At 73.3% G+C, this 23,216-nt stretch carries 22 protein-coding genes and 1 tRNA gene; 18 read left to right on the top strand and 5 right to left on the bottom strand.

All coding sequences use genetic code 11. The annotated features are described in order from the left end of the window. The first annotated feature begins 141 nt into the window (after positions 1–141). Genes yajC through L6241_RS01480 form a run of 5 tightly spaced genes read left to right on the top strand, consistent with a single transcriptional unit; the run spans position 142 to position 6,588 of the window. Complete coding sequence (gene yajC, locus L6241_RS01500) at positions 142–531, top strand: preprotein translocase subunit YajC (protein WP_368244479.1); 390 nt, start codon at positions 142–144, stop codon at positions 529–531. After that, positions 531–2,489 (top strand): protein translocase subunit SecD, encoded by a 1,959-nt coding sequence (gene secD / locus L6241_RS01495; RefSeq protein ID WP_368245132.1) that lies wholly within the window; start codon positions 531–533, stop codon positions 2,487–2,489. Before yajC ends, secD begins: the two co-directional genes overlap by 1 nt. Continuing rightward, a complete protein-coding gene (secF, locus tag L6241_RS01490; protein WP_368244478.1) occupies positions 2,486–3,709 on the top strand; it encodes a protein translocase subunit SecF in 1,224 nt (407 codons plus the stop codon). Before secD ends, secF begins: the two co-directional genes overlap by 4 nt. Beyond that, positions 3,706–4,257, top strand: coding sequence for an adenine phosphoribosyltransferase (locus tag L6241_RS01485; RefSeq protein WP_229298972.1), 552 nt, complete (start codon positions 3,706–3,708; stop codon positions 4,255–4,257). Before secF ends, L6241_RS01485 begins: the two co-directional genes overlap by 4 nt. Positions 4,258–4,266: 9 nt before the next feature. Then, on the top strand, positions 4,267–6,588 hold the full coding sequence (locus L6241_RS01480; protein ID WP_368244477.1) for a bifunctional (p)ppGpp synthetase/guanosine-3',5'-bis(diphosphate) 3'-pyrophosphohydrolase: 2,322 nt from the start codon (positions 4,267–4,269) through the stop codon (positions 6,586–6,588). Positions 6,589–6,593: 5 nt separating this feature from the next. Here L6241_RS01480 and L6241_RS01475 read toward each other — a convergent pair whose 3' ends face one another. Next, entirely contained in the window at positions 6,594–8,003 is a 1,410-nt protein-coding gene (locus L6241_RS01475) for a DUF349 domain-containing protein (RefSeq protein ID WP_229298970.1), read from the bottom strand. 48 nt (positions 8,004–8,051) lie between these two features. On the opposite strand from L6241_RS01475, the gene L6241_RS01470 reads away from it, so the two are divergent. After that, the gene (locus tag L6241_RS01470; RefSeq protein ID WP_368244476.1) at positions 8,052–8,756 is read left to right on the top strand and encodes an MBL fold metallo-hydrolase; all 705 of its coding nucleotides are present in this window, start codon (positions 8,052–8,054) and stop codon (positions 8,754–8,756) included. A gap of 2 nt (positions 8,757–8,758) precedes the next feature. Further along, positions 8,759–10,114 carry a histidine--tRNA ligase gene (gene hisS / locus L6241_RS01465; RefSeq protein WP_368245130.1) on the top strand — a complete coding sequence of 452 codons (1,356 nt, stop codon included), beginning with the start codon at positions 8,759–8,761 and terminating at the stop codon, positions 10,112–10,114. Here hisS and L6241_RS01460 read toward each other — a convergent pair. Together L6241_RS01460 and L6241_RS01455 are read right to left on the bottom strand one after the other, a co-directional pair. Next, positions 10,059–10,691, bottom strand: coding sequence for a helix-turn-helix domain-containing protein (locus L6241_RS01460; RefSeq protein ID WP_368244475.1), 633 nt, complete (start codon positions 10,689–10,691; stop codon positions 10,059–10,061). The genes hisS and L6241_RS01460 overlap by 56 nt on opposite strands. A 268-nt stretch (positions 10,692–10,959) precedes the next feature. Further along, positions 10,960–11,667 (bottom strand): hypothetical protein, encoded by a 708-nt coding sequence (locus tag L6241_RS01455; protein ID WP_368244474.1) that lies wholly within the window; start codon positions 11,665–11,667, stop codon positions 10,960–10,962. An 82-nt stretch (positions 11,668–11,749) separates the two neighbouring features. On the opposite strand from L6241_RS01455, the gene ald reads away from it, so the two are divergent. From ald to L6241_RS01405, 10 genes are all read left to right on the top strand, one after another. Beyond that, a complete protein-coding gene (gene ald / locus L6241_RS01450; RefSeq protein WP_368244473.1) occupies positions 11,750–12,865 on the top strand; it encodes an alanine dehydrogenase in 1,116 nt (371 codons plus the stop codon). Positions 12,866–12,897: 32 nt separating this feature from the next. Continuing rightward, positions 12,898–13,809 carry a site-specific tyrosine recombinase XerD gene (gene xerD, locus L6241_RS01445; RefSeq protein ID WP_368244472.1) on the top strand — a complete coding sequence of 304 codons (912 nt, stop codon included), beginning with the start codon at positions 12,898–12,900 and terminating at the stop codon, positions 13,807–13,809. A gap of 145 nt (positions 13,810–13,954) precedes the next feature. Beyond that, on the top strand, positions 13,955–14,830 hold the full coding sequence (locus L6241_RS01440; protein ID WP_368244471.1) for a ParA family protein: 876 nt from the start codon (positions 13,955–13,957) through the stop codon (positions 14,828–14,830). 4 nt (positions 14,831–14,834) lie between these two features. Further along, positions 14,835–15,848, top strand: coding sequence for a ScpA family protein (locus tag L6241_RS01435; protein WP_368244470.1), 1,014 nt, complete (start codon positions 14,835–14,837; stop codon positions 15,846–15,848). Further along, the gene (gene scpB / locus L6241_RS01430; protein ID WP_068275644.1) at positions 15,845–16,471 is read left to right on the top strand and encodes an SMC-Scp complex subunit ScpB; all 627 of its coding nucleotides are present in this window, start codon (positions 15,845–15,847) and stop codon (positions 16,469–16,471) included. Before L6241_RS01435 ends, scpB begins: the two co-directional genes overlap by 4 nt. After that, positions 16,468–17,418 (top strand): pseudouridine synthase, encoded by a 951-nt coding sequence (locus L6241_RS01425; RefSeq protein WP_368244469.1) that lies wholly within the window; start codon positions 16,468–16,470, stop codon positions 17,416–17,418. The genes scpB and L6241_RS01425 overlap by 4 nt, the downstream gene beginning before the upstream one ends. Further along, positions 17,415–18,542: a prephenate dehydrogenase gene (locus L6241_RS01420; protein ID WP_368244468.1), complete on the top strand. Its 1,128-nt coding sequence runs from the start codon at positions 17,415–17,417 to the stop codon at positions 18,540–18,542. The genes L6241_RS01425 and L6241_RS01420 overlap by 4 nt, the downstream gene beginning before the upstream one ends. A 22-nt stretch (positions 18,543–18,564) precedes the next feature. Continuing rightward, positions 18,565–19,257: a (d)CMP kinase gene (gene cmk, locus L6241_RS01415; protein ID WP_368244467.1), complete on the top strand. Its 693-nt coding sequence runs from the start codon at positions 18,565–18,567 to the stop codon at positions 19,255–19,257. A gap of 117 nt (positions 19,258–19,374) precedes the next feature. After that, positions 19,375–20,856: a ribosome biogenesis GTPase Der gene (gene der / locus L6241_RS01410; RefSeq protein WP_368244466.1), complete on the top strand. Its 1,482-nt coding sequence runs from the start codon at positions 19,375–19,377 to the stop codon at positions 20,854–20,856. 131 nt (positions 20,857–20,987) lie between these two features. Next, positions 20,988–21,061 (top strand) — tRNA-Pro (locus tag L6241_RS01405). 75 nt (positions 21,062–21,136) lie between these two features. Here the strand turns inward: L6241_RS01405 and L6241_RS01400 are convergent. Continuing rightward, positions 21,137–22,321, bottom strand: coding sequence for a YbfB/YjiJ family MFS transporter (locus tag L6241_RS01400; protein WP_368245129.1), 1,185 nt, complete (start codon positions 22,319–22,321; stop codon positions 21,137–21,139). Here L6241_RS01400 and L6241_RS01395 point away from each other — a divergent pair. After that, the gene (locus tag L6241_RS01395; RefSeq protein ID WP_368244465.1) at positions 22,292–22,867 is read left to right on the top strand and encodes a TetR/AcrR family transcriptional regulator; all 576 of its coding nucleotides are present in this window, start codon (positions 22,292–22,294) and stop codon (positions 22,865–22,867) included. The two genes, L6241_RS01400 and L6241_RS01395, sit on opposite strands and share 30 nt — an antisense overlap. 26 nt (positions 22,868–22,893) lie before the next feature. On the opposite strand, the gene L6241_RS01390 is transcribed toward L6241_RS01395, so the two are convergent. Then, positions 22,894–23,142 (bottom strand): DUF3775 domain-containing protein, encoded by a 249-nt coding sequence (locus tag L6241_RS01390; protein ID WP_123091809.1) that lies wholly within the window; start codon positions 23,140–23,142, stop codon positions 22,894–22,896. Between the last annotated feature and the right edge of the window lie 74 nt (positions 23,143–23,216).

The raw sequence follows: 23,216 nt of genomic DNA, 5'->3' as shown, positions 1-23,216 counted from the left end.
ACCGGTCAGCGGGCTCGGCGCGTCAGGTCAGGCGGTCCGCAGATCGCTGGCCTACACTGCGAGATCGGCCCGGGTGTCCCGGGCCGTGCTGCCGTCCGGCGGCGTGTCCTGTCTCCGTCTGCGAAGGTCTGCTGAACTCCCATGAACGACGGCTCGTTCGCCAGCCTGCTCATCCTGCTGCTCCCGCTCCTGCTCATCGTCTTCATGGTCTTCTCGGGGCGTCGGCGCCAGCGGACGATGCAGGACTTCCAGAGCTCCCTCGCCGTCGGCGAGAAGGTCGTGCTGACCTCGGGCGTCTACGGCACCATCACCGGCACCGACGAGGGGGTCCTCCACCTCGAGATCGCCCCAGGGACGGTCATCCGCGTCGACCGGCGTGCCGTCGGCGTGCGCGAGGCCGAGATGTCTCGCGGCCAGGTCGCCGGCACCGCCGCCGCGCGCGGCGAGGAGCCTGCCGACGACCCGGTCCAGGAGCCCGTCGTGACCGCTGAGAGCGCCGTGGACGACGAGGGCCAGCGGGGCCGGCCGTGATGGCCGACCGCGGCGCGGCTCGCGCCGCGAAGGCCAAGGACGCGGCCAAGCGCACCCTCATCGCGCTCTTCGTCATGGGCGCCGCTCTGACCGCCGTCCTCGGCTTCGGCGTCGCCCGCTCCGACGCGACGTGGGCGCCCCGTCTCGGCCTCGACCTCCAGGGCGGCACGCAGTTCATCCTCGAGCCCGTCGTCGAGGGCGGGCAGCGGGTGAGCTCGCAGCAGCTCGACCAGGCCCGCGACATCATCGTCCAGCGCATCGACGCCCAGGGCACGAGCGGTGCCGAGGTGACCACCCTCGGCGGCGAGAACATCGTCGTCGCGATGGCCGGTCGCCCCACCGAGGCCCAGCGCCAGGCGATCACGAGCGCCTCGCAGATGCAGTTCCGCCCGGTCCTCGCGACCGCGCCCGGCACGACCGAGCCCGCCCCCGGCAGCACCGGGTCGTCCTCGGGCTCGGCCACCTCCGGCTCCGGCTCGTCCTCGAGCAGCACGAGCGGCTCGACGACCCGGTCCAACCCCTCGGCGAGCAACGCCTCGCCGACGTCCGCGTCCCGCGACGAGGCCCGCACGGCTCCCGCCGGGAGCGCCGCGACGACGTCGACCACCCCCTCCGGCAGCGGCTCGTCCTCCGGCAGCGCCTCCTCGACGCCGTCCTCGGGGGGCTCCGCCTCCGGCTCGGCCTCGTCGACCCCCTCGGCCACCGGGGAGCCCACGGCCCCCGCGCAGGGCGGGTGGACCCCTTCGGCCAAGCCCGACGGCCCCACCGACCCGAACAACATCTCGACCGGTCTGTACCGCGAGTTCACCGAGCTCGACTGCGCGCAGCGCTCCGACGAGCGGCCCGCGACCGACCCGAAGAAGGCGATCACCGCCTGCTCCGAGGACGGCGCGACGAAGTACGTCCTCGGCCCGCAGATGGTCGCCGGCGCCGACATCAAGGACGCCTCGGCCGGGTACCAGACGACCCAGCAGGGTCAGGTCACCAACACCGTCGAGATCCAGCTGACCTTCGGCGGCGACGGCGTCCAGCGCTACGCGCAGGTCTCGCGCGACCTCCTCGCCCTGCCGAGCCTGTCGCAGGCCAGCCCGATCAACCCGCCGGGGTCGTACAACGCCCTCGCGACGGTCTACGACGGCACCGTCCTCGTCGCCCCAGGGTTCAACGAGGCGATCCCGAACGGCACCGCCTCGATCACCGGCAACTTCACCATCGAGGAGGCGCGCGCCCTCGCCCAGTCGCTGAAGTTCGGCGCGCTGCCCATCACCTTCGAGACCAACCAGGCCGTGACGATCAGCCCGACGCTCGGCTCGGAGCAGCTGCGCTACGGCATCATCGCCGGGCTCATCGGTCTGCTCCTCGTCATCGTCTACTCGGTCGCGCAGTACCGGGCGCTCGCCCTCGTGACGATCGGCTCGATGGTCGTCGCCTTCGCCTTCACGTACCTCTTCATCGCGCTGCTCGCGTGGGGCTACAACTTCCGTCTCGACATGGCGGGGGTCACCGGGCTCATCATCGCGATCGGCGTCACCGCGGACTCCTTCATCGTCTACTTCGAGAGAGTCCGTGACGAGCTGCGCGAAGGGAGGAACCTGCGGGCCGCGGTCGAGGCCGGCTGGGCGCGTGCCAAGCGCACCATCCTCGTGGCCGACGGCGTGAACTTCATCGCCGCGATCGTCCTGTACGTCCTCGCGAGCTCCGGCGTGCGCGGCTTCGCCTTCACCCTGGGCCTGACGACGGCCATCGACCTCGCGGTCTTCTGGCTCTTCACCCACCCGCTGCTCACCCTGCTCGCCCGCCGCACGTTCTTCGCCTCCGGCCACCCGTGGTCCGGCTTCGAGGTCGAGTCCCTGCACAACGCCGGCGTGCGCTACAAGGGCCGCGGCCAGTTCGACGTCCCGGAGGAGCGCAAGCCCGCCCGACCCGGCGTCACGAGCGACGGAGGTGCGGTCGTATGAGCCGCATGGCCGACTTCGGCAACGACCTGTACACCGGCAAGCGCTCCATCGACTTCGTCGGCAAGGCGAAGACCTGGTACGCGATCAGTGCCGTCATCATGCTCATCGCCCTCGCCGGCTTCGGCGTGCGCGGGCTCAACCTCGGTCTCGAGTTCGAGGGCGGCTCGGAGTTCCGCGTCTCGACGACGCAGACGAGCGGCGACTACCAGCAGGAGGCGACCGACGCGGTCCGCGAGGTCGCCGGCCCGGCGGCCTCGGCGAACGTCACGCTCATCGGCGGCAACCAGGTCCGCGTGCAGACCGAGAAGCTGCCCGAGACCGAGATGAACGACGTGGGCTCCCAGCTCGCGCAGACCTTCGGCGTGCAGGCCTCCGACGTCACCCAGAACACGATCGGGGCGTCGTGGGGCGCGTCGGTGAGCCAGCAGGCGCTGCGCGCGCTCGTCGTCTTCCTCGTCATCACCGCCGCGCTCATGGCGGTGTACTACCGCAACTGGAAGATGTCGCTCGCGGCGATGGTCGCGCTCGCGCACGACATGCTCATCACCGTCGGCATCTACACGTGGTCGGGCTTCGAGGTCTCGCCAGCGACGGTCATCGGCTTCCTCACCGTCCTCGGGTACTCGCTCTACGACACCGTCGTCGTCTTCGACAAGGTCCGCGAGAACACCTCCGACGCCTTCGAGACGAGGCGTCAGACCTTCGCGGAGTCGGCGAACCTCGCCGTCAACCAGACGCTCGTGCGCTCGATCAACACGACGGTCATCGCCGTGCTGCCGATCATCGCGGTCCTCGCGGTCGGCTTCGCGCGGGTCGGTCCCGGCACGCTGCTCGACCTCTCGCTCGCGCTCTTCGTCGGCATGGTCGTCGGTGCCTTCTCGTCGGTCTACATCGCGACGCCGCTGCTCGTGCTCCTGCGCCGGCGCGACGCCGACATCGTCGAGCTCGACAAGGTCGCCTCGAGGCACCACGAGCGGGTCGGCGACCGCACGCCGGCCACGGTCGGTGCACCGGCGGGGGCCGGTGCGTCCGACGCATCGTCGAGCCCGCTGCGGTCCTCGAGCGCGACCACGCCGACGCGGGGGGACGGCGCGGAGGCGCCGGTCACCCCTTCGCCCGACCCCGACGCCGAGCAGACGGTCACCGGGCGCGCCGTGCACCGCTACGCCCAGTCCGGCCCGCGCAACCAGCCCCGGCGCACGCCGCGGTCGAAGCGATGAGCTCGACGGCGTCCGCGTCGCGCGAGCAGACCGCTGAGCTGGTCTCGGGCCTGCTGCGCGACATCCCGGACTTCCCCGAGCCGGGGGTGCTCTTCAAGGACATCACCCCGCTCGTCGCCGACGGCCCTGCGCTGGCCCAGGTGTGCGAGGCGCTCGCCGCCCCGTACCGCGACGCCGGGATCACGACGGTCGTCGGGCTCGAGGCGCGGGGCTTCATCTTCGGCACCGCGGTCGCCCTGGCCCTCGGCGCGGGCTTCGTGCCGGTGCGCAAGGCGGGCAAGCTGCCCGGCGCGACGGTGAGCCTCGACTACGCTCTCGAGTACGGCACCGCCCGGATCGAGGTCCACGAGGACTGCGTCACGCCGGGGGAGCGGGTCCTCGTCGTCGACGACGTGCTCGCGACCGGCGGCACCGCCGCTGCGGCGGCCGAGCTGCTCGAGCAGGTGGGGGCCGAGGTCGTGGCGATCGAGGTCGTCGTCGAGCTCGCGGCGCTCGCCGGCCGCTCCCGTCTGGAGGGGCGTGAGGTCGGGGCCCTGCTGACGGTCTAGGCTCTGCGCATGAGCGAGCCGAGAGCGTCGTCGGGGTCTGCCGGAGGGGGCTTCTCCCCGCGTCAGCTCGCGCGCGCCTCGCTCGCCCGGATCGGCACCCGCTCGCAGCCGACGAGCACTCCCGAGCTCGAGCCGCTGCTCCAGGTCGTGCGCTCGACGCACCCGAAGGCCGACCTGTCGATCATCGAGCAGGCCTACCAGGTCGCCGCGCGCGCCCACGAGGGCCAGCGCCGCAAGAGCGGCGACCCCTACATCACCCACCCGCTCGCGGTGACGACGATCCTCGCCGAGCTCGGCATGACGCCGGTGACGCTCGCCGCGGCCCTGCTCCACGACACCGTCGAGGACACCTCGTACTCGCTCGAGGCGCTCGAGGAGGACTTCGGCTCCGAGATCGCCAAGCTCGTCGACGGGGTGACCAAGCTCGACAAGGTCACCTACGGCGACGCCGCGCAGGCCGAGACGGTGCGCAAGATGGTCGTCGCGATGGCCCGCGACATCCGCGTCCTCGTCATCAAGCTCGCCGACCGGCTCCACAACGCCCGCACGTGGAAGTACGTCTCGCCCGGCTCGGCGCAGCGCAAGGCCCAGGAGACCCTCGAGATCTACGCGCCGCTGGCCCACCGCCTCGGCATGAACACCATCAAGTGGGAGCTCGAGGACCTCTCCTTCGCCACGCTCTACCCGAAGGTGTACGACGAGATCGTGCGCCTCGTCGCCGAGCGCGCGCCCGCCCGCGAGGAGTACCTCGCGACGGTGCGCGCCCAGGTCGTCCTCGACCTGCGCGAGGCGCGGATCAACGCGACGGTCACCGGCCGCCCGAAGCACTACTACTCCGTGTACCAGAAGATGATCGTCGGCGGCCGCGAGTTCGGCGAGATCTACGACCTCGTCGCCGTGCGCGTGCTCGTCGACACGGTCCGCGACTGCTACGCCGCGCTGGGCGCGCTGCACGCCCGGTGGAACCCCCTGCCGGGGCGCTTCAAGGACTACATCTCGCTGCCGAAGTTCAACATGTACCAGTCGTTGCACACGACGGTCATCGGGCCGCAGGGCAAGCCGGTCGAGATCCAGATCCGCACCCACGCGATGCACCGCCGCGCCGAGTACGGCGTCGCCGCGCACTGGAAGTACAAGGATGACCCCACCGCCCGCGCCGGCGCCGCCGGCAGCGAGGACACCGGGGCCGTCTCGGAGATGGCCTGGCTGCGCCAGCTGCTCGACTGGCAGCGCGAGACCGCCGACCCCGGCGAGTTCCTCGACTCGCTGCGCTACGAGATCAACGCCCGCGAGGTCTACGTCTTCACGCCGAAGGGGCAGGTCATCGCCCTGCCGGCCGGCTCGACGCCGGTGGACTTCGCCTACGCGGTCCACACCGAGGTCGGGCACCGCACGATCGGCGGACGGGTCAACGGCCGTCTCGTGCCCCTGGACTCCACGCTCGAGACCGGTGACGTCGTCGAGGTGCTCACGAGCAAGGCCGAGGGTGCCGGGCCGTCGCGCGACTGGCTGAGCTTCGTGCGCTCGCCGCGCGCCCGCAACAAGATCCGGCACTGGTTCTCGCGCGAGCGCAAGGAGGAGATGGCCGAGGCCGGCAAGGAGTCGATCGCCCGGGTCATCCGCAAGCAGAACCTGCCGCTCCAGCGCCTGCTCACCCACGAGAGCCTCGCGAGCGTCGCCGACGAGCTGCGCCACCCGGACGTCGACGGCCTCTACGCGGCGGTCGGCGAGGGCCACGTCTCTGCCCAGCACGTCGTCTCGCGGCTCATCGCGTCGGCCGGCGGGCGCGAGGGCGCGACCGAGGACCTCGCCGAGGCGACCATGCCCGGCCCGATCGCCACGCGGCGCCGCAGCTCCGGCGACCCCGGGGTCGTCGTCAAGGGCATGGACGACGTGTGGGTCAAGCTCGCGCGCTGCTGCACGCCCGTGCCCGGCGACGAGATCATGGGCTTCATCACCCGCGGCAACGGCGTCTCGGTCCACCGGACCGACTGCACGAACGCCGGCTCGCTGCGCCGCGAGGCCGAGCGGCTCATCGACGTCGAGTGGACGTCGAGCAGCAACAACCTCTTCCTCGTCCAGATCCAGGTCGAGGCGCTCGACCGCAGCCGGCTGCTCTCCGACGTCACCCGGGTGCTCTCCGACAGCTCGGTGAACATCCTCTCGGCGACGGTGCACACGAGCCGTGACCGCGTGGCCAAGCTGCGCTTCGCCTTCGAGATGGGCGACCCGACCCACCTGGCCCATGTCCTGGGCCAGGTGAAGCGGATCGACGGCGTCTTCGACGCCTACCGGCTGACCGGCGGGCGCCCGGGCGCCGAGGAGGAGTAGCCCCCTCAGCCCCCGAGCTCGTCGGCGCCGGCCTGGGCCATGGCGAGCAGCGAGCGGCTCGACTCGAGCTCGCCCTCGAGGCGGCGGCGGCGACCGGCGTCGTCGGTCGCGGCGACCTGCTCCTCGAGCTCGGCGATCTTGGCCTGGAGCTGGCTGACGAGGCTGTTCGCGCGGGCGGACAACTCGGGGTTGCTCTTCTTCCAGCGGGTGTCCTCGGCGTCGCGCACGGACTGCTCGACGGCGCGCAGGCCTTTCTCCATCCGGTCGACGTCGCCGCGGGGCACCTTGCCGGCGGCCTCCCAGCGCTCCTGGATCGAGCGCAGCGCCCCCTTCGTCGCGCCGAGGTCCTTGATCGGCAGGAGGGCCTGGGCCTCGACGAGGAGGCGCTCCTTGACCTCGAGGTTGCCACGGAAGCTCTCGTCCTCGCGGGCCTGCTCCTCGTCCTTGGCGGTGAAGAAGGCGTCCTGGGCGGCGCGGAAGCGCTCCCACAGGGCGTCGTCGTCCTTGCGGCCGGCGCGGCCGGCGTGACGCCACTGGTCCATGAGGCGCTTGTAGGCGCCGGCGGTCTGTCCCCAGTCGGTGCTCGTCGACAGGCGCTCGGCCTCGGCGACGAGCGCCTCCTTGGTCGCCTTGACCTCGCCACGGCTCGACTCGAGCTCGGCGAAGTGGTGACGACGGCCCTTGTCGAAGGAGTTGCGGGCCTTCGAGAAGCGCTGCCACAGCGCCGACTCGACGTCCTTGTCCAGGCGCACGCCGGACTTCTGGTGGGTCTTCCACGTGTCGAGCAGCTCACGCATGCGGGCGGTCGAGGACTTCCACTGGATGCGCTCGACGGGCTGGGCGGCGATGGACTCGGCCTCGGCGACGATCGCCTCGCGCTCGGCGGCGGCGGCCTTCTTGGCCTCGGCGCGCTGGGCGCTCTCGCGGGAGCGCTTGTCGGCCAGCCCGGTCTCGACCTCGGCGACGAGGGCGGCCAGCGCCGGCAGGTCGCCGACGACGTCGGCACCCTCGGCGTGGGTCTTCAGGGCACCCAGGCCGTCGGCGATCTCCTTGGCGGTGACCTCCGGGGCGTCGAGACGCTGGCGCAGCAGGGTGGCGGAGGCGTGCAGCTCGTCGTACTTGCGGGCGAAGTAGAGCAGCGCCTGCTCCGGCGTCGCGCCCGGGTAGGAGCCGACGGCGCGCTCGCCGTCGCCCTCGCGGACGTAGACCGTGCCCTCGTCGTCGACGCGGCCGAAGGCGGCCGACGCCGAGTGGTCCGTCTCGATCACCGGGGGGACCGGGACCGCGGCGGGTCGACGGGGCGCCATCCGTGCCATCGCGGCGGGGGAGGGGGCCGAAGGGGTGGGGCTGGGGGCGTCGTGCACCTCGGGCGTGGTGTCCGGGGCGTCAGTCGGCTCAGGGGTCTGCTCGCTCACGAGACGCGAGCCTAGCCGCACGACGCGCGCTGGGTAGGCTCACTCCTCGTGCTGACCGTGACCTTCCCTGCAGCCGCCTTCGGCACCAACTGCTACGTCGTCGCCCCCGGGCCCGGCGAGGAGTGCGTGATCGTCGACCCGGGCATCGGTGTCGAGGAGACCCTGCGCGAGGTGCTCGCCGAGCACCGGCTGCGTCCCGCGGCCGTCCTGCTCACCCACGGGCACGTCGACCACGTGTACTCCGTGACCCCGGTGTGCGGGGGCGAGCTCGCCGCCTACATCCACTCCGAGGACCGCTACCGGCTCGTCGACCCGCTCGGCGGCAGCTCGCTCGGTCCGGGCCTGCTCGGGATGCTCGAGCAGCAGTTCGGCACCCAGGCGACGTGGCGCGAGCCGGAGCATGTCGTCGAGGTGCGCGACGCGGAGCGGGTGAGCGTCGCCGGGCTCGAGCTCGACGTCGTCCACGCGCCCGGTCACACCGAGGGCTCGGTGATGTTCGCCCTCGACGGCGTGCCGGTCGGCGTGCCCGACGAGGCGCAGGTCGACTGCACGCTCATCACCGGTGACGTCCTCTTCGCCGGCTCCATCGGGCGCACGGACCTGCCCGGTGGCAGCCACGAGGCGATGATGCGCAGCCTCCGCCACGCCGTCGCCCCGCGCGCCGACTCCAGCCTCGTCCTGCCGGGCCACGGCCCGGCGACCACCCTCGGCCGTGAGAAGGCCACCAACCCCTACCTGCAGGACATCGCGTGAGCATTTCTGGCCCCACCGCACGAGCCACCAAGATCACCCCGCTGTCGGGCTTCCCGGAGCACCTGCCCCAGGACCGGGTCGTCGAGCAGCACTTCATCGACGTCATCCGCTCGACCTTCGAGCTGCACGGCTTCCCGGGCATCGAGACCCGGGCGGTCGAGCCGGTCGAGCGGCTGCTCGGCAAGGGCGGTGACGCCGACAAGGAGATCTACGCGGTCTCGCGGCTCGCCGGCGAGCCGGGGGAGCGCGGCGACGCCGAGCTCGGTCTGCACTTCGACCTCACCGTCCCCTTCGCCCGTTACGTCGTCGAGCACGCGGGCCGGCTGAGCTTCCCCTTCCGCCGCCACCAGATCCAGAAGGTGTGGCGCGGGGAGCGGCCCCAGGAGGGCCGCTTCCGGGAGTTCACGCAGTGCGACATCGACGTCGTCGACGTCGGCGAGCTCGCGCCCCACTTCGAGGCCGAGGTGCCGCTCGTCATGGCGGAGATCTTCGCCGCGCTGCCCGTCCCGCCGATGGTCATCCAGGTGAACAACCGGATGATCCCCGAGGGCTTCTACCGCGGGCTGGGCATCGAGGACGTCGCGGGCACGCTGCGCGTCGTCGACAAGCTCGACAAGATCGGCCCGGCGAAGGTCGCCGCCCTGCTCGTCGACGCCGGGCTGTCCCAGGAGCAGGCCGACGCCGTGCTGCGCCTGGCCCAGATCCGCACCGAGGACGCCTCCTTCGTCGAGCAGGTGCGCGCGCTCGGCGTCGAGCACCCCGTCCTCGACGAGGGCCTGGCGGCGCTGCGGGCCGTCATCGAGACCGGGATGGCCAACGCCCCCGGCGCGATGGTCGCCGACCTGCGGATCGCGCGCGGCCTGGACTACTACACGGGCACGGTCTACGAGACCCAGGTCGTCGGCCACGAGGACTGGGGCAGCTTCTGCTCCGGCGGGCGCTACGACACCCTCGCCACCGACGGGCGCACGACCTACCCGGGCGTGGGGATCTCCATCGGCCTGTCCCGCCTGCTCGCGCTGCTCCTGCGCGAGGGGCTCGTCGCGGCCACCCGCATGTCGCCGGCGGCCGTCCTCGTCGCGGTCCTCGACGAGGGGTCACGCCCCGCCTCCGTCGCCGTCGCCACCGCCCTGCGCTCGCGCGGCATCGCCTGCGAGGTCGCCCCCTCGGCGGCCAAGCTCGGCAAGCAGATCCGGCACGCCGAGCGGCGGGGCATCCCCTTCGTGTGGTTCGTCGACGCCGGCGAGGGCGGCGACCAGGTCAAGGACATCCGCTCGGGCGAGCAGGTCGACGCCGACCCCGTCACCTGGCAGTGCCCGCCCGAGGACCTGCGTCCCCGCGTCGTCGCCGCGGGCTGACGACCACCGCGCCGTAGTCGTCGCGCTGCACGACGACGTCGGCGCTCGGCGGGGGTCGGCGGCCACGGACGCCGAGCGCGAGGAGGTCGACGAAGCCCCAGCGAGCCGCTTCCAGGCCACCGACCTCCCCGGCGGGCATGACGACGAGGCGGTGCCCGCACAGCTGCAGGATCTCTGCGACGGAGGCCAGACGCATCCGGCCTGCACCTGCCTCGACCCGGGCGACGGCGGACTTGCTCCACCCGATCTCGTCGGCGAGCTCGCGCTGACTCCATCCCCGCGCCCGCCGATGGTCACGCAGGACCAGACCGACGACATCGCTCGTGCTGAGCCGGGCCCGCACCTCGAGGAGCTCGTCGTGGCGCAGCGGCAGGTGAGGACCGGCCCGCACGACCCGGGGGCCGAGGACAGACGGCTCGTCGACGACGCCCGGGCCGTAGAGGCAGTCCAGGCAGTCGTCGCACTCGCCCGGTGCGGGGCAGAGCTCGCAGTCGAACGGGCACGGCTCGAGCCCCGGCTCCGGCTCCGGCTCCGGGCGCCCCCGACCGGCGAGCAAGGCCACGAGATCGACGTCCATCGACCCATCGTGGGGCGCACGTCGACCCTCGATCGCCGCCCCGGGTCGCCTGTGGACGAGCGCCACCACGCACGGCCGGCTGTGGAGGGCCGTGACCGCGCCACCTCCCGGGGGTGCGCACCAGGTCGGACGGCTGCGTGGCTAGGGCGCTGCCCCGTACGGACGGGGCAGCGCCCTAGTCAGCCGACGACCTCCTCCGGGTGCAGCGACAGGACGACCCGCGGCGCGGGCGGGGCGAAGGGGGCAGGAAGGGGGGAGGGCAGCGGGTTCAGCTCACGGAGTCGGTGCCGGTGGGGCGGGGCGGGCGCAGGCCTGCGTCGCGCAGCTCGAGCAGGGCGAGGGCGCGCACGACGTCGGGGTCACGGCGGCGCCAGGCGCCGACGGGGTCGGGCGAGATGGCGGCGAGCCGCGGCATCGGCTGGCCGGCCATCGCCCGCAGCGCGAAGAGGTCGAGGTCGGCGTCGGAGTCCATGAAGCGCTGGGCGGCCGTCGCGTGCCGCACGAAGCGGTAGCGCAGGGTGCCCCACACGAGCAGGACGAGGACGATCGGGACGACGGCGGTGACGAGCCCGAGCGCGGTGGACAGGCGCTCGACGGCGTCGACGAGGTCGCGTCCCGCGGACTCGATGTCCGTTCCGGCGCCGGCCGCCTCGCGGAAGGGCGTGGCGACCTTGTCGTCGACGAGCGGCAGGTCGTCGACGCCGTTGCCGGCGCTCGTCATCTTCTCGCGGAAGCCCGAGCCGGCGCCCTCGAGCCGTCGTCCGGGCTCCGCGAGACGCATCGTCACGTCGTGCACGGTGCGGCCGGCCCAGACCCAGCCCCACACCCACGCGATCATCAGCAGGTCGGAGACGACCTGGGCGGTGCGGCGGGCCGGCAGGTCGGCGTAGAGCTTCATCGGGGCTCCCGGGGCGGGTGAGGGGCGAAGGGGGACGAGGAGCGTCGGGCCGTGCACGGAGCACCGCGCGCCGTGCATAGAATCCCACCCTGCGGCCACGGCCGCGCCGGCGGACAACGGCGTCCTGCCGGCTTCACCGACGACGAAGGGCTCACATCCCGTGAAGATCGGCATCCCCCGCGAGGTCAAGAACAACGAGTACCGGGTGGGGATCACCCCGGTCGGCGTCCACGAGCTGGTTGCGGCAGGGCACGAGGTGCTCGTCGAGTCCGGTGCGGGGCTCGGGTCGGGGCTGCCCGACGAGGACTACGTCGCGCAGGGCGCGACGATCATCGCCGACGCGGACGAGCTCTGGGGCGCCTCCGACATGGTGATGAAGGTCAAGGAGCCCGTCGCCGAGGAGTACCACCGCCTGCGCGAGGGCCTGCTGCTCTTCACCTACCTCCACCTCGCGGCCGACCAGCCGCTCACCGACGAGCTCGTCGCGAAGGGGGTCACCGCCGTCGCCTACGAGACCGTCCAGCTGCGCTCGGGGATGCTGCCCCTGCTCTACCCGATGTCCGAGGTCGCCGGCTGCCTCGCCCCGCAGGTCGGGGCCTCGGCGCTCATGCGCGCCCACGGCGGCCGCGGGGTCCTGCTCGGTGGCGTCGGTGGTGTTGCCAACGCCAAGGTCGTCGTCCTCGGCGCCGGTGTCGCCGGCCAGAACGCCGCGAACATCGCCCTGGGCATGGGGGCCGACGTCACCCTGCTCGACACCGACCTCGACAAGCTGCGGATGAGCTTCTGGCGCTACGACAACCGCGTGCACCAGATCGCCTCCTCGGCGCTCAGCGTCCGCGAGCAGGTGCTCGGGGCCGACCTCGTCATCGGCACGGTGCTCATCCCCGGGGCGAAGGCCCCCAAGCTCGTCACCGACGAGATGGTCAGCCAGATGAAGCCCGGCTCGGTCCTCGTCGACGTCGCGATCGACCAGGGCGGGTGCTTCGAGGGCAGCCGCCCGACGACCCACGCCGACCCCACCTTCGAGGTCCACGACTCGCTGTACTACTGCGTGGCCAACATGCCCGGCGCCGTCCCCTCGACGTCGACCTGGGCGCTGACCAACGCGACCCTGTCCTACGCCGCCGCGCTCGCCGACCACGGCTGGCGCGACGCGATGCGGGCCGACCCGGCGCTCGCGGCCGGTCTCAACACCCATGCCGGTGCCGTGATCTACCAGGGCGTCGCCGACGCCTTCGACATGGCGTGCACCCCCGTCTCGGAGGTCCTCGCCTGACCCAGTCGTCAGCACCGCCCGAGACCACTCCGATGGCGCGGGCGGTGCGCACCTGGCTGACCCACCTCGACGTCGAGCGCGGTGTCAGCCGGCACACCCTCGCCGCGTACCGCCGCGACGCGCAGCGCTACGTGCGCCATCTCGAGTCGGCGGGCGTCACCGCGCCCGACGAGGTGCGCGAGGAGCACGTCGCGTCCTTCCTCGCCGACCTGCGCCGGGGGAGCGAGGAGCACCCGCCGCTCGCGGCGACCTCGGCGGCACGCACCCTCGTGGCCGTGCGCGGGCTGCACCGCTTCCTCGCGCTCGAGGGGCTCGCCGTGGACGACCCGGCCGCCGACGTCGCACCGCCGCGGCCCCCGTCGCGTCTGCCGAAGGCCATCTCCGTCGCCGAGGTCTCGGCGCTCATCGACGCCACCGGACCGGGGGACAGCTCGTCCTCGCTGCGCGACCGCGCCCTGCTCGAGGTGCTCTACGGCAGCGGTGCTCGGATCTCCGAGGCGGTCGGGCTCGACGTCGACGACGTCGACCTCGAGGCCGGGGCGGTCCGGCTCTTCGGCAAGGGGAGCAAGGAACGCGTCGTGCCGCTCGGCAGCTACGCCACCGAGGCGGTCGCGGCGTGGCTCGTCCGCGGGCGTCCCGAGATGCTGGCGAAGGGGCGCGGTGGCCCCGCCCTCTTCCTCAACCGCCGCGGCACCCGGCTGTCGCGGCAGAGCGCGTGGGCGATCATCAGCGCGACCGCCGGCCGGGCCCGGCTGCGGGGAGAGATCTCGCCGCACACCCTGCGCCACTCCTTCGCCACCCACCTGCTCGACGGGGGCGCCGACGTCCGGGTCGTCCAGGAGCTGCTCGGCCACGCCTCGGTGACGACGACCCAGATCTACACGATGGTCACGGTGCAGCAGCTCCGCGAGGTCTACGCGCAGAGCCACCCCCGCGCCCGGTGACACGCAGCTCTCCCGCGCCGGAGCGGACGGAAGGCCCCGGCGCTCGCCGACCAGGAGACCCACCGGCGCCGCTGGTAGGGTCGCCTCGATCAGCGTGAGGCTGACCGACGTACGGCGATGGAGTGATCAGCACGTGGCACCAGAGGTGACGCCGCCGCTCGAGCTCGAGCACGGCACGGTCCAGGTCGGCCCCACGGGTCGACCTCTCCCCGACTTCCCGGACCCCGCTCCGCTGACCGCGCACGGCCCGGCGCGCATCATCGCGATGTGCAACCAGAAGGGCGGCGTCGGCAAGACGACGACGACGATCAACCTCGGCGCCGCGCTCGCCGAGCTCGGTCGCAAGGTCCTCCTCGTCGACTTCGACCCCCAGGGCGCGCTGTCCGTGGGTCTCGGCGTGCCGACCCACACCCTCGACGTGACGATCTACAACCTCCTCGTCGAGCGGCGCCACGACATCCGCGAGGTCATCCAGCGCACGAACGTCCAGGGCCTCGACGTCGTCCCGGCGAACATCGACCTCTCCGCGGCCGAGGTGCAGCTCGTCGGCGAGGTCGCCCGCGAGCAGATCCTCGCCCGGGTCCTGCGCCCCGTCCTCGATGACTACGACGTCGTGCTCATCGACTGCCAGCCCAGCCTCGGGCTGCTCACCGTCAACGCCCTGACGGCGGCGCACGGCGTCATCATCCCGCTCGAGACCGAGTACTTCGCGATGCGCGGCGTCGCCCTGCTCGTCGAGACCATCGAGAAGATCCAGGACCGGCTCAACCCGCGCCTGGAGATCGACGGCATCCTCGCGACGATGTACGACGGCCGGACCCTGCACAGCCGCGAGGTCGTCAGCAGCGTCGTCGACCACTTCAGCGAGCGCGTCTTCCACACGGTCATCTCGCGCACCGTGAAGTTCCCCGACGCCACGCTCGCCGCGGAGCCGATCACGACGTACGCGACGGCGCACAACGGCGCCAACGCCTACCGCCAGCTCGCCCGCGAGCTCATCGCCCGCGGTGGGGCTGCCTGAGCCGATGACCGAGCTCCCGGCACTCGACCCGGCGCTGCTCGACCCGCCCGCGGCGGTCCCCGCCGAGACCGAGGCCGTCCCGGGGGGAGTGATCACCCGGCGGGCCGCCTCGCAGGCCTTCACCGTCCACCTCGAGAACTACGAGGGTCCTTTCGACCTCCTCCTCGGGCTCATCAGCAAGCACCAGCTCGACATCACCGAGATCGCGCTGGCCAAGGTCACCGACGAGTTCATGATGCACCTGCGGGCGATCCGCGAGAACCAGGCCGAGCTCGACCTCGGCCAGACCTCGGAGTTCCTCCTCGTCGCCGCGACCCTGCTCGACCTCAAGGCCGCCCGGCTGCTGCCGACGAGCCGCGAGGACGACGAGGAGGACCTCGCGCTCATCGAGGCCCGTGACCTGCTCTTCGCCCGGCTGCTGCAGTACCGCGCCTTCAACGAGGTCGCCGGTCGCTTCGCCGCCGAGCTGAGCCGCAGCGCGCGGATGACGCCCCGTCAGGCCGGGCTGGAGCCCCAGCTCGCCAGTCTGCTGCCCGAGCTCGTCATCACGATCACCCCCGAGCAGCTGGCGATGATCGCCGCCCGTGCGCTCACCCCGCGCGAGGAGCCGACGGTCGGCCTGGCCCACCTCCACGCGCCGACGGTGAGCGTCGTCGAGCAGGCGGGCATCGTCGCCGAGCGGCTGCGAGAGCACGGATCGGCGTCCTTCCGCACCCTCGTGCGCGACGCCGACTCCACGCTCGTCGTCGTCGCCCGCTTCCTCGCCCTGCTCGAGCTCTTCCGCGAGCAGGCGGTGACCTTCGAACAGCCCGAGGCGCTCGGCGAGCTCACGGTGCGCTGGGTCGGCGCCCAGGACGGCGACGTGCAGGTGAGCGACGAGTTCGACGAGGCCGACCTCGAGCGGCCCGCCGCGCAGGAGAGCCCAGCCGGTGCGACCACCGAGGAGACCCCGGACGGCACCATCCCCGAGCAGGACGACGCCGGCCCTCGGCCCGTCGAGGCAGGAGACCCGCGATGAGCACGACCGACGAGATCCCCCCGGACGCACCCGACGAGGGCGGCCAGCTCGCCCTCGACGTCGACGAGCTGCCCGGTGGGGCGAAGGGGGCCGTCGAGGCGGTCCTCATGGTCGTCGAGGAGCCGGTGAGCGAGGTCGCCCTCGCCTCCGCCCTCGAGGTGACCGTCGAGACGGTGCGCGACGCCCTCGCCGAGATCGAGGCAGAGCTCGCCGACGGCACCCGCGGGTGGACGATCCGCTCCGTCGCCGGCGGCTGGCGCCTGTACTCGCACCCCGCGTACGCGTCGGTCGTCGAGCGCTTCGTCCTCGACGGGCAGCAGGCCCGGCTCACCCAGGCCTCGCTGGAGACGCTCGCCGTCATCGCCTACCGCCAGCCCATCTCCCGTGCCCGGATCAGCGCGGTGCGCGGGGTGAGCGTCGACGGCGTCGTGCGCACCCTGCTCACCCGTGGGCTCATCACCGAGGTCAGCCACGACGGCGAGTCCGGCTCGACCCTGTACGGCACCACCGACTCATTCCTCGAGCGGATGGGGCTGCAGTCGCTCGACGACCTGCCGCCCATCGCTCCCTACCTGCCGGAGGCAGACATGATCGACGAGCTCGCAGAGCAGGGCCGGGCATGAGCCCCGCCGACGCACAGCGCCGCGGTGGCGGAGGCGGCGGCCGACGTCAGGGCGGCCCCGGGGGCTCCCGACCGGGTGGTCAGGGGGGCTCGCGCCAGGGTGGCGGCCCGCGCCGTGGGCGACCCGACGGCGGCAACCGCGGCACGACCGGGCGCTCGCGCCAGGGCCAGCCGACGATCGCTCCGCAGCCTCGATCTGCACCTGAGGTCGACGTCCACGCGCCCGACGGCGTGCGCCTGCAGAAGCTGCTCGCCGGGGCCGGCGTCGGCTCGCGGCGCGCCTGCGAGGAGCTCATCGCAGCGGGCCGGGTGCAGGTGGACGGCCAGGTCGTCACCGAGCTCGGCATCCGCGTCGACCCCTCGAGCCAGACCGTCCACGTCGACGGGGAGCGGGTCCAGCTCGACGAGAGCCGGGTCTACCTCGCCTTCAACAAGCCCCTCGGCGTCGTCACGACGATGTCGGACGACCTCGGCCGTCCCTCGGTGGGCGACTACGTCGCGGAGCGCCCCGAGCGCCTCTTCCACGTCGGCCGGCTCGACGCAGACACCGAGGGCCTGCTGCTCCTCACCAACGACGGCGACCTCGCCCACCGCCTGCAGCACCCCCGCTACGGGGTGCTCAAGACCTACGTCGCCCAGGTGTCCGGCCCCGTGCCCCGCGACCTCGGCAAGACGCTGCGCGCCGGCGTGCAGCTCGAGGACGGACCGGTGAAGGTCGACTCCTTCTCCGTCGTCGCCTCGACCCCGGGCAAGGCGGTCGTCGAGATCGTCCTGCACGAGGGCCGCAACCACATCGTGCGCCGGCTCATGGAGGAGGTCGGGCACCCCGTGCTCACCCTCACCCGGGTGCAGGTCGGCCCCGTCGAGCTCGGGCAGACGAAGTCCGGCCGCTGGCGGGCGCTCAGCCGGCGCGAGATCGGCCAGCTGTACAAGGCGGTCGGCTTGTGAGCAGCGGCGCCGAGGCGCTCCCGCAGGTCTGGATCGTCGGCACCGGTCTCATCGGTGCGTCGATCGGTCTCGCCCTGCGCCGGGCCGGCGCCGAGCCGGTCCTGCAGGACCAGTCGGTGACGGCGATGACCCTCGCCCGGGATCTCGGCGCGGGCCGGCTCGGGCCGCGCCTGGGCTACGTCGACGACGGCCACCCCGAGCCCGACCTCGTCGTCGTCGCGACACCGCCCGACATCACCCCGACGGTGGTCGCCGACGCCCTGCGCCGCTGGCCGAGGGCGACGGTCACCGACGTCGCCTCGGTCAAGGGCGTCATCCGGCACGACCTCGTGCGTCTCGGCGCACCCCTGGAGCGCTACGTCGGCTCGCACCCGATGGCCGGGCGCGAGCGCAGCGGGGCCATCGCCGCGCGACCCGACCTCTTCGAGGGCCGGGCCTGGGTCGTCTGCGCCGACGAGGGCACCGAGCCCGCCGCGGTCGAGCGCGTCGAGCGCGTCGCCCGGGCCGTCGGGTCGGTCGTCAGCCGGCTCACGCCCGACGAGCACGACGCCGCCGTCGCCGCCGTCTCGCACGTGCCCCAGCTCGCCGCGAGCCTCGTCGCCGCCCGCCTCGAGCCGCTGAGCGAGCACGCGGTCGGCCTGGCCGGCCAGGGCGTGCGCGACGTCACCCGGATCGCGGCGAGCGACCCCGGGCTGTGGACCCAAATCCTCGCCGGCAACGCCGGCTCCGTGCGGGCCGTGCTCACCAGCCTGCGCGACGAGCTCGACGGCGTCATCGGCGCGCTCGGGGACCTCGAGCACGGCCTCGACGAGGACGCGCCGGGTGCCCGCGCCGTCCTCGCGCGCGCCATTGCCGACGGCAACGCGGGCCACTCCCGGATCCCGGGCAAGCACGGCGCCGCGCCGACGGCCTACACGCTCGTCAGCGTCGTCGTTGACGACCGGCCCGGCGAGCTCGCGCGGCTCTTCGCCGACATCGGCGAGGCGGGCATCAACCTCGAGGACCTGCGCCTCGACCACGGCCTCGGCCTGCCCTTCGGCGTCGCCGAGGTCTCCGTCGTGCCGGCCGCCGCCGGCCCGCTCGAGGACGCCCTGCTCGCCCGGGGCTGGCAGCTGCACTCCTGAGCCCCGCCTAGGATCGACACCCATGAGCGCCCCCTTCGTCGTCGCCGTCGACGGTCCCTCCGGGTCCGGCAAGTCCAGCGTCTCCCGGGCCGTCGCCGCCCATCTCGGGGGCGGCTACCTCGACACCGGGGCGATGTACCGCGCCCTCACCTGGTGGTGCCTGGAGACCGGGGTCGACCTCGATGACCTCGACGCCGTCGCGGCGGCAGCCCAGGAGCTGCCGCTCGCCATGAGCGCCGACCCGGCCGAGCCCGGGGTCCTCGTCGGTGATGACGACGTCACCGAGGCGATCCGCACCTCGCAGATCAGCGCGCAGGTCTCGGCCGTCGCGACCAACCCCGGGGTCCGGGTCGCGCTCCAGGAGCAGCAGCGTGACCTCATCACCGTCATCGGCGACGAGCAGGGCAGCGTCGTCGCCGAGGGGCGCGACGTGACGACCGTCGTCGCCCCCGACGCCGACGTGCGCCTGCTCCTCACGGCGAGCGAGGAGGCCCGGCTGCGCCGCCGCACCGTCGAGCTGCACGGCGCGGCCGACGAGCAGGCCCTCGAGGCGACCCGCGACGAGGTCGTGCGGCGCGACCGCGACGACTCGTCGGTCTCGCAGTTCCTCGTCGCCGCCGACGGCGTGCTCACGCTGGACACCAGCGAGATGACCTTCGAGGAGAGCGTGGCGGCCGCGATCGCCGCCGTCGACGCGGTGCGCTCCGCGGGCTGACCGGGCGCCGACGCGCCCGGGCGGACCGCCGGGGTCCACGGGGCTGCGACAATGGGGGTGGACACGGGCCGACCCGGCCGGTCCGCCCCCTTCGCCTCGACCCGCCAGGAGATGCCCGTGGACAGCCAGAGCCCGAAGCCCGCCGACCTCGGCGCCGCCGACGACGAGGGCGTCGAGCGCGTGCTGCGTGCGGGGCTCGAGGACTTCGAGCTCACGCCCGAGGACCAGGCGCTCGTCGACGGCTTCCAGGAGCAGCCCGACGAGCTCTACGAGGGCGAGCTGCCCGTCGTCGCGATCGTCGGCCGCCCGAACGTCGGCAAGTCGACCCTCGTCAACCGCATCCTGCGCCGCCGCGAGGCCGTCGTCGAGGACGTGCCCGGCGTCACCCGTGACCGCGTCGCCTACGAGGGCGAGTGGTCCGGGCGCCGCTTCACGATGATCGACACCGGCGGCTGGGAGGCCACCGCCACCGGCATCCACCTCAAGGTCGCCGAGCAGGCCGAGGTCGCCATCGACATGGCCGACGTCGTCCTCTTCGTCGTCGACGCGACCGTCGGCGCGACCGACGACGACGAGGCCGTCGTGCGCCTGCTGCGCCGCGCCGGCAAGCCCGTCGTCCTCGTCGCCAACAAGGTCGACGACATGCGCATGGAGGGCGAGGCCGCCGCGCTGTGGAACCTCGGTCTCGGTCAGCCCTGGCCCGTCTCCGCCCTGCACGGCCGCGGCAGCGGTGACGCCCTCGACGCCGTCCTCGAGGTGCTCCCGGACCGCTCGATGGTCGCCGAGCCGATGCCGGTCGGCGGTCCCCGGCGCGTCGCCCTCGTCGGCCGCCCGAACGTCGGCAAGTCCTCGCTGCTCAACAAGCTCGCCGGCGAGGAGCGCGTCGTCGTCGACAACGTCGCGGGCACGACCCGCGACCCGGTCGACGAGCTCGTCGAGCTCGGCGGGCGCACCTGGCGCTTCGTCGACACCGCCGGCATCCGACGCCGCGTCCACCAGACGAGGGGCGCCGACTTCTACGCCTCGCTGCGCACGCAGACCGCGCTCGAGAAGGCCGAGGTCGCCGTCGTGCTCATCGACGCCGAGGAGGCCATCGCCGAGCAGGACCTGCGCGTCATCAGCCAGGTCGTCGAGACCGGCCGTGCGCTCGTCATCGCCTACAACAAGTGGGACCTGCTCGACGAGGAGCGGCGCTACTACCTCGAGCGGGAGATCGAGCGCGAGCTCGTCCAGGTGCAGTGGGCGCCACGCGTCAACCTCTCGGCGCGCACCGGCCGCCACGTCGACAAGCTCGTGCCGGCCCTCGACGTCGCGCTGACGTCGTGGGACACCCGCGTGCCGACCGGTCGGCTCAACGCCGTCATGGGCGAGATCGTCTCCGGGCACCCGCACCCGGTGCGCGGGGGCAAGCAGCCCCGCATCCTCTTCGCGACGCAGGCCTCGACCCGTCCGCCGCGCTTCGTCGTCTTTGCGTCCGGCTTCATCGAGGCCGGGTACCGCCGCTTCCTCGAGCGCCGGCTGCGCGAGGAGTTCGGCTTCGAGGGCACGCCCGTCGAGATCTCCGTGCGGGTGCGCGAGCGTCGTCGTCGCGAGCGCTGAGCCGGTCCGCGGCCCCCGTCGTCACGGGCGAAGGGGGCCGGCCCGCGACCCGACCCGGGCCGATTACGAAGACGCGGGACGGCTGAGTTAGAGTGACTTCGCTCCGGCGACGGGGCGGCTTCACAGCACACCGGGATGTGGCGCAGCTTGGTAGCGCACTTGACTGGGGGTCAAGGGGTCGCAGGTTCAAATCCTGTCATCCCGACGGCGTGCAGAGCACGAGACGAGGCCCGGTGGACCACATGGTCCACCGGGCCTCGTCGTGTCCCCGGGCGCGATCTCAGGACGTCCGCGGCGGCGCGAGGGCGCCGATGAGCCCGACCCCGGCGGCCACGAGGACGGCGGTGCGCAGCCCCGTGCCCGAGGCGAGCGCGCCGAGGGCGAGCGAGCCGGTCGCCTGGCCGAGCGCGAGCACGAGGAAGGCGATGCCGACGCCCGCGGACGGCTCGTCGGAGTACACCCGAGTGCCGCCCAGGAGGAGCAGGCCGGACATCGCGATGTAGGAGCCCCCGAAGACGGCGGCGGCGGGGTGGGTGAGTGCGGGCGTGCCGGGGGCGAGCGCGAGGACGGCGGTGGCGCCCGCCAGCGCGACCGTCGTCGTGGTCCACGCCCTCGCCGGGCCCAGCCGGGCCTCGACGTCGCCGGCGGCCGCGCCGAGCACCCCGAGGGCGCCGAGCAGCACCCAGGCGAGACGGGCGGTCGTCGGGCCCGTGCCGCCCTCAGTCACGAGGAGGTCGAGCCCGAAGGTCCACACCGCCGCGCTCGCCAGGCCCATGACGGCAGCGCCGAGGAGCAGTCGTCCGGCCCCGACCGGCAGGAGCGGGCGGGGGAGGAGGGAGGGCACCGACGCGCTGTCGTCGCGCGCCGGCGGGACGACCCGGGCCGCCCAGAAGGTCGTCGCCGCGGCGAGGAGGGCGAAGACCGCCCACGCAGCCCGCCAGCTGTCCTGCGCGACGAGCGCGACGGGGCCGGCCACGGCGACACCCAGCCCCGTACCGGCGTTGACGACTGCCTGCGTGCGATCGCGCCGCGCCGCGCGGACGGTGCGGGCGACGGCGTGGGCCAGCGGGGGAGAGGCGACGCCCGTGCTCGCGCCGGCGAGCAGCACCCCGGCGCCGAGGACCGCCGAGGTCGGGGCCAGCGCGACGAGTGCCGTCCCGGCCGTGGCGACCGTCCCGGCGGCCACGGCCACCCCGCGGGCACCGAGGCGCGGGGTGAGCACCGTCGCGGCGACCACGGCGAGGCAGTACGCGACGTAGGAGCCGGACGCGACGGCTCCGGTGGCCGTGGGTCCGAGGTCGAAGTCCTCGCGGAAGGCCGGCACGAAGAGCCCGTAGGCGAAGCGGGCCAACCCGTAGCAGACCCCGACACTATACCGGTCTGTGAGATGGTGGGGTCGAGGAGAGGACGGCCGGCCAGCGACGAAGGGGGAGCGATGGCACCCACGACGAGCCCGAGCGCAGATCTGACACCGGGCGCCCGCCGGATCCTTCAGACCGCCTCAGAGCTCTTCTACCGGCGCGGGATCCACGCCGTCGGGGTCGACACGATCGCCGCGGAGTCGGGCGTCACCAAGCGCACCCTCTACGACCGCTTCGGGTCCAAGGACGCGCTCGTCGTCGCCTACCTGCGGGGTCGCCACGAGCAGTGGTGGGGGCGCCTGCAGGAGCGGCTGGCCGATGCCGACGCCCCCCGGGTGCTCGCCGTCGTCGAGGCCTACGCGCACGACCCGCTCCCGGTCGACCGCGGCTGCGGGTTCCTCAACGCCGCGGCCGAGCTGCCCGCGGACCACCCCGGTCTCGACGTCGTGCGCGAGCACAAGCGGGCCGTGCGCGAGCTCCTCGAGCGGCTGCTGCGCGAGGAGGGTCTCGGCGGGGACGACCCGGCCGGCCTGGCCGAGCACGTCTTCCTCCTCCTCGAAGGGGGAGTGGCTCACCGTGGGGTGGACCCGTGGATGCAGCGACGGGCCGGCGAGCTCGTCGCAGAGCTCGTCGACCCGTCGTCGGCCTGACCCCTCGAGGGGTCAGGGCACGGCCGTCAGCGCGGCGTGGCGGCGCGCACGGTCGGGGGACCGGCGCTCTCGTCGGTGGACAGGGCATCGATCTCGGCGACGAGCCGCTCGAGCTCGGCGGGCTCGACCTCGACCTGCGCCTCGTCCAGCCCCTCGCGCAGCTTGTCGGCGATCTTCGTCTCACCGGCGCTGTAGTCCCAGGAGGTCGCGGTGTCCACGGCGTTCTGGGCGGCCTCGCGTGCGGCGTCGAGCTCTTCCGCGCTGTACTCGCTCACGTCTGTCTCCTTCGGGTCGGGTGCCCCGGTGGCCCCGGGGCTGCCGACCCTACGGGCGTGCGGCGGCGCAGCGG

Origin of the sequence: Janibacter sp. Y6, assembly GCF_040900765.1 — a bacterium.
In the GTDB taxonomy this organism is placed as follows: Bacteria; Actinomycetota; Actinomycetes; order Actinomycetales; family Dermatophilaceae; genus Marihabitans; species Marihabitans melonis.
The sequence above is the reverse complement of the archived record's forward strand: the minus strand, read 5'-3'. Positions and strand labels throughout refer to the sequence as shown.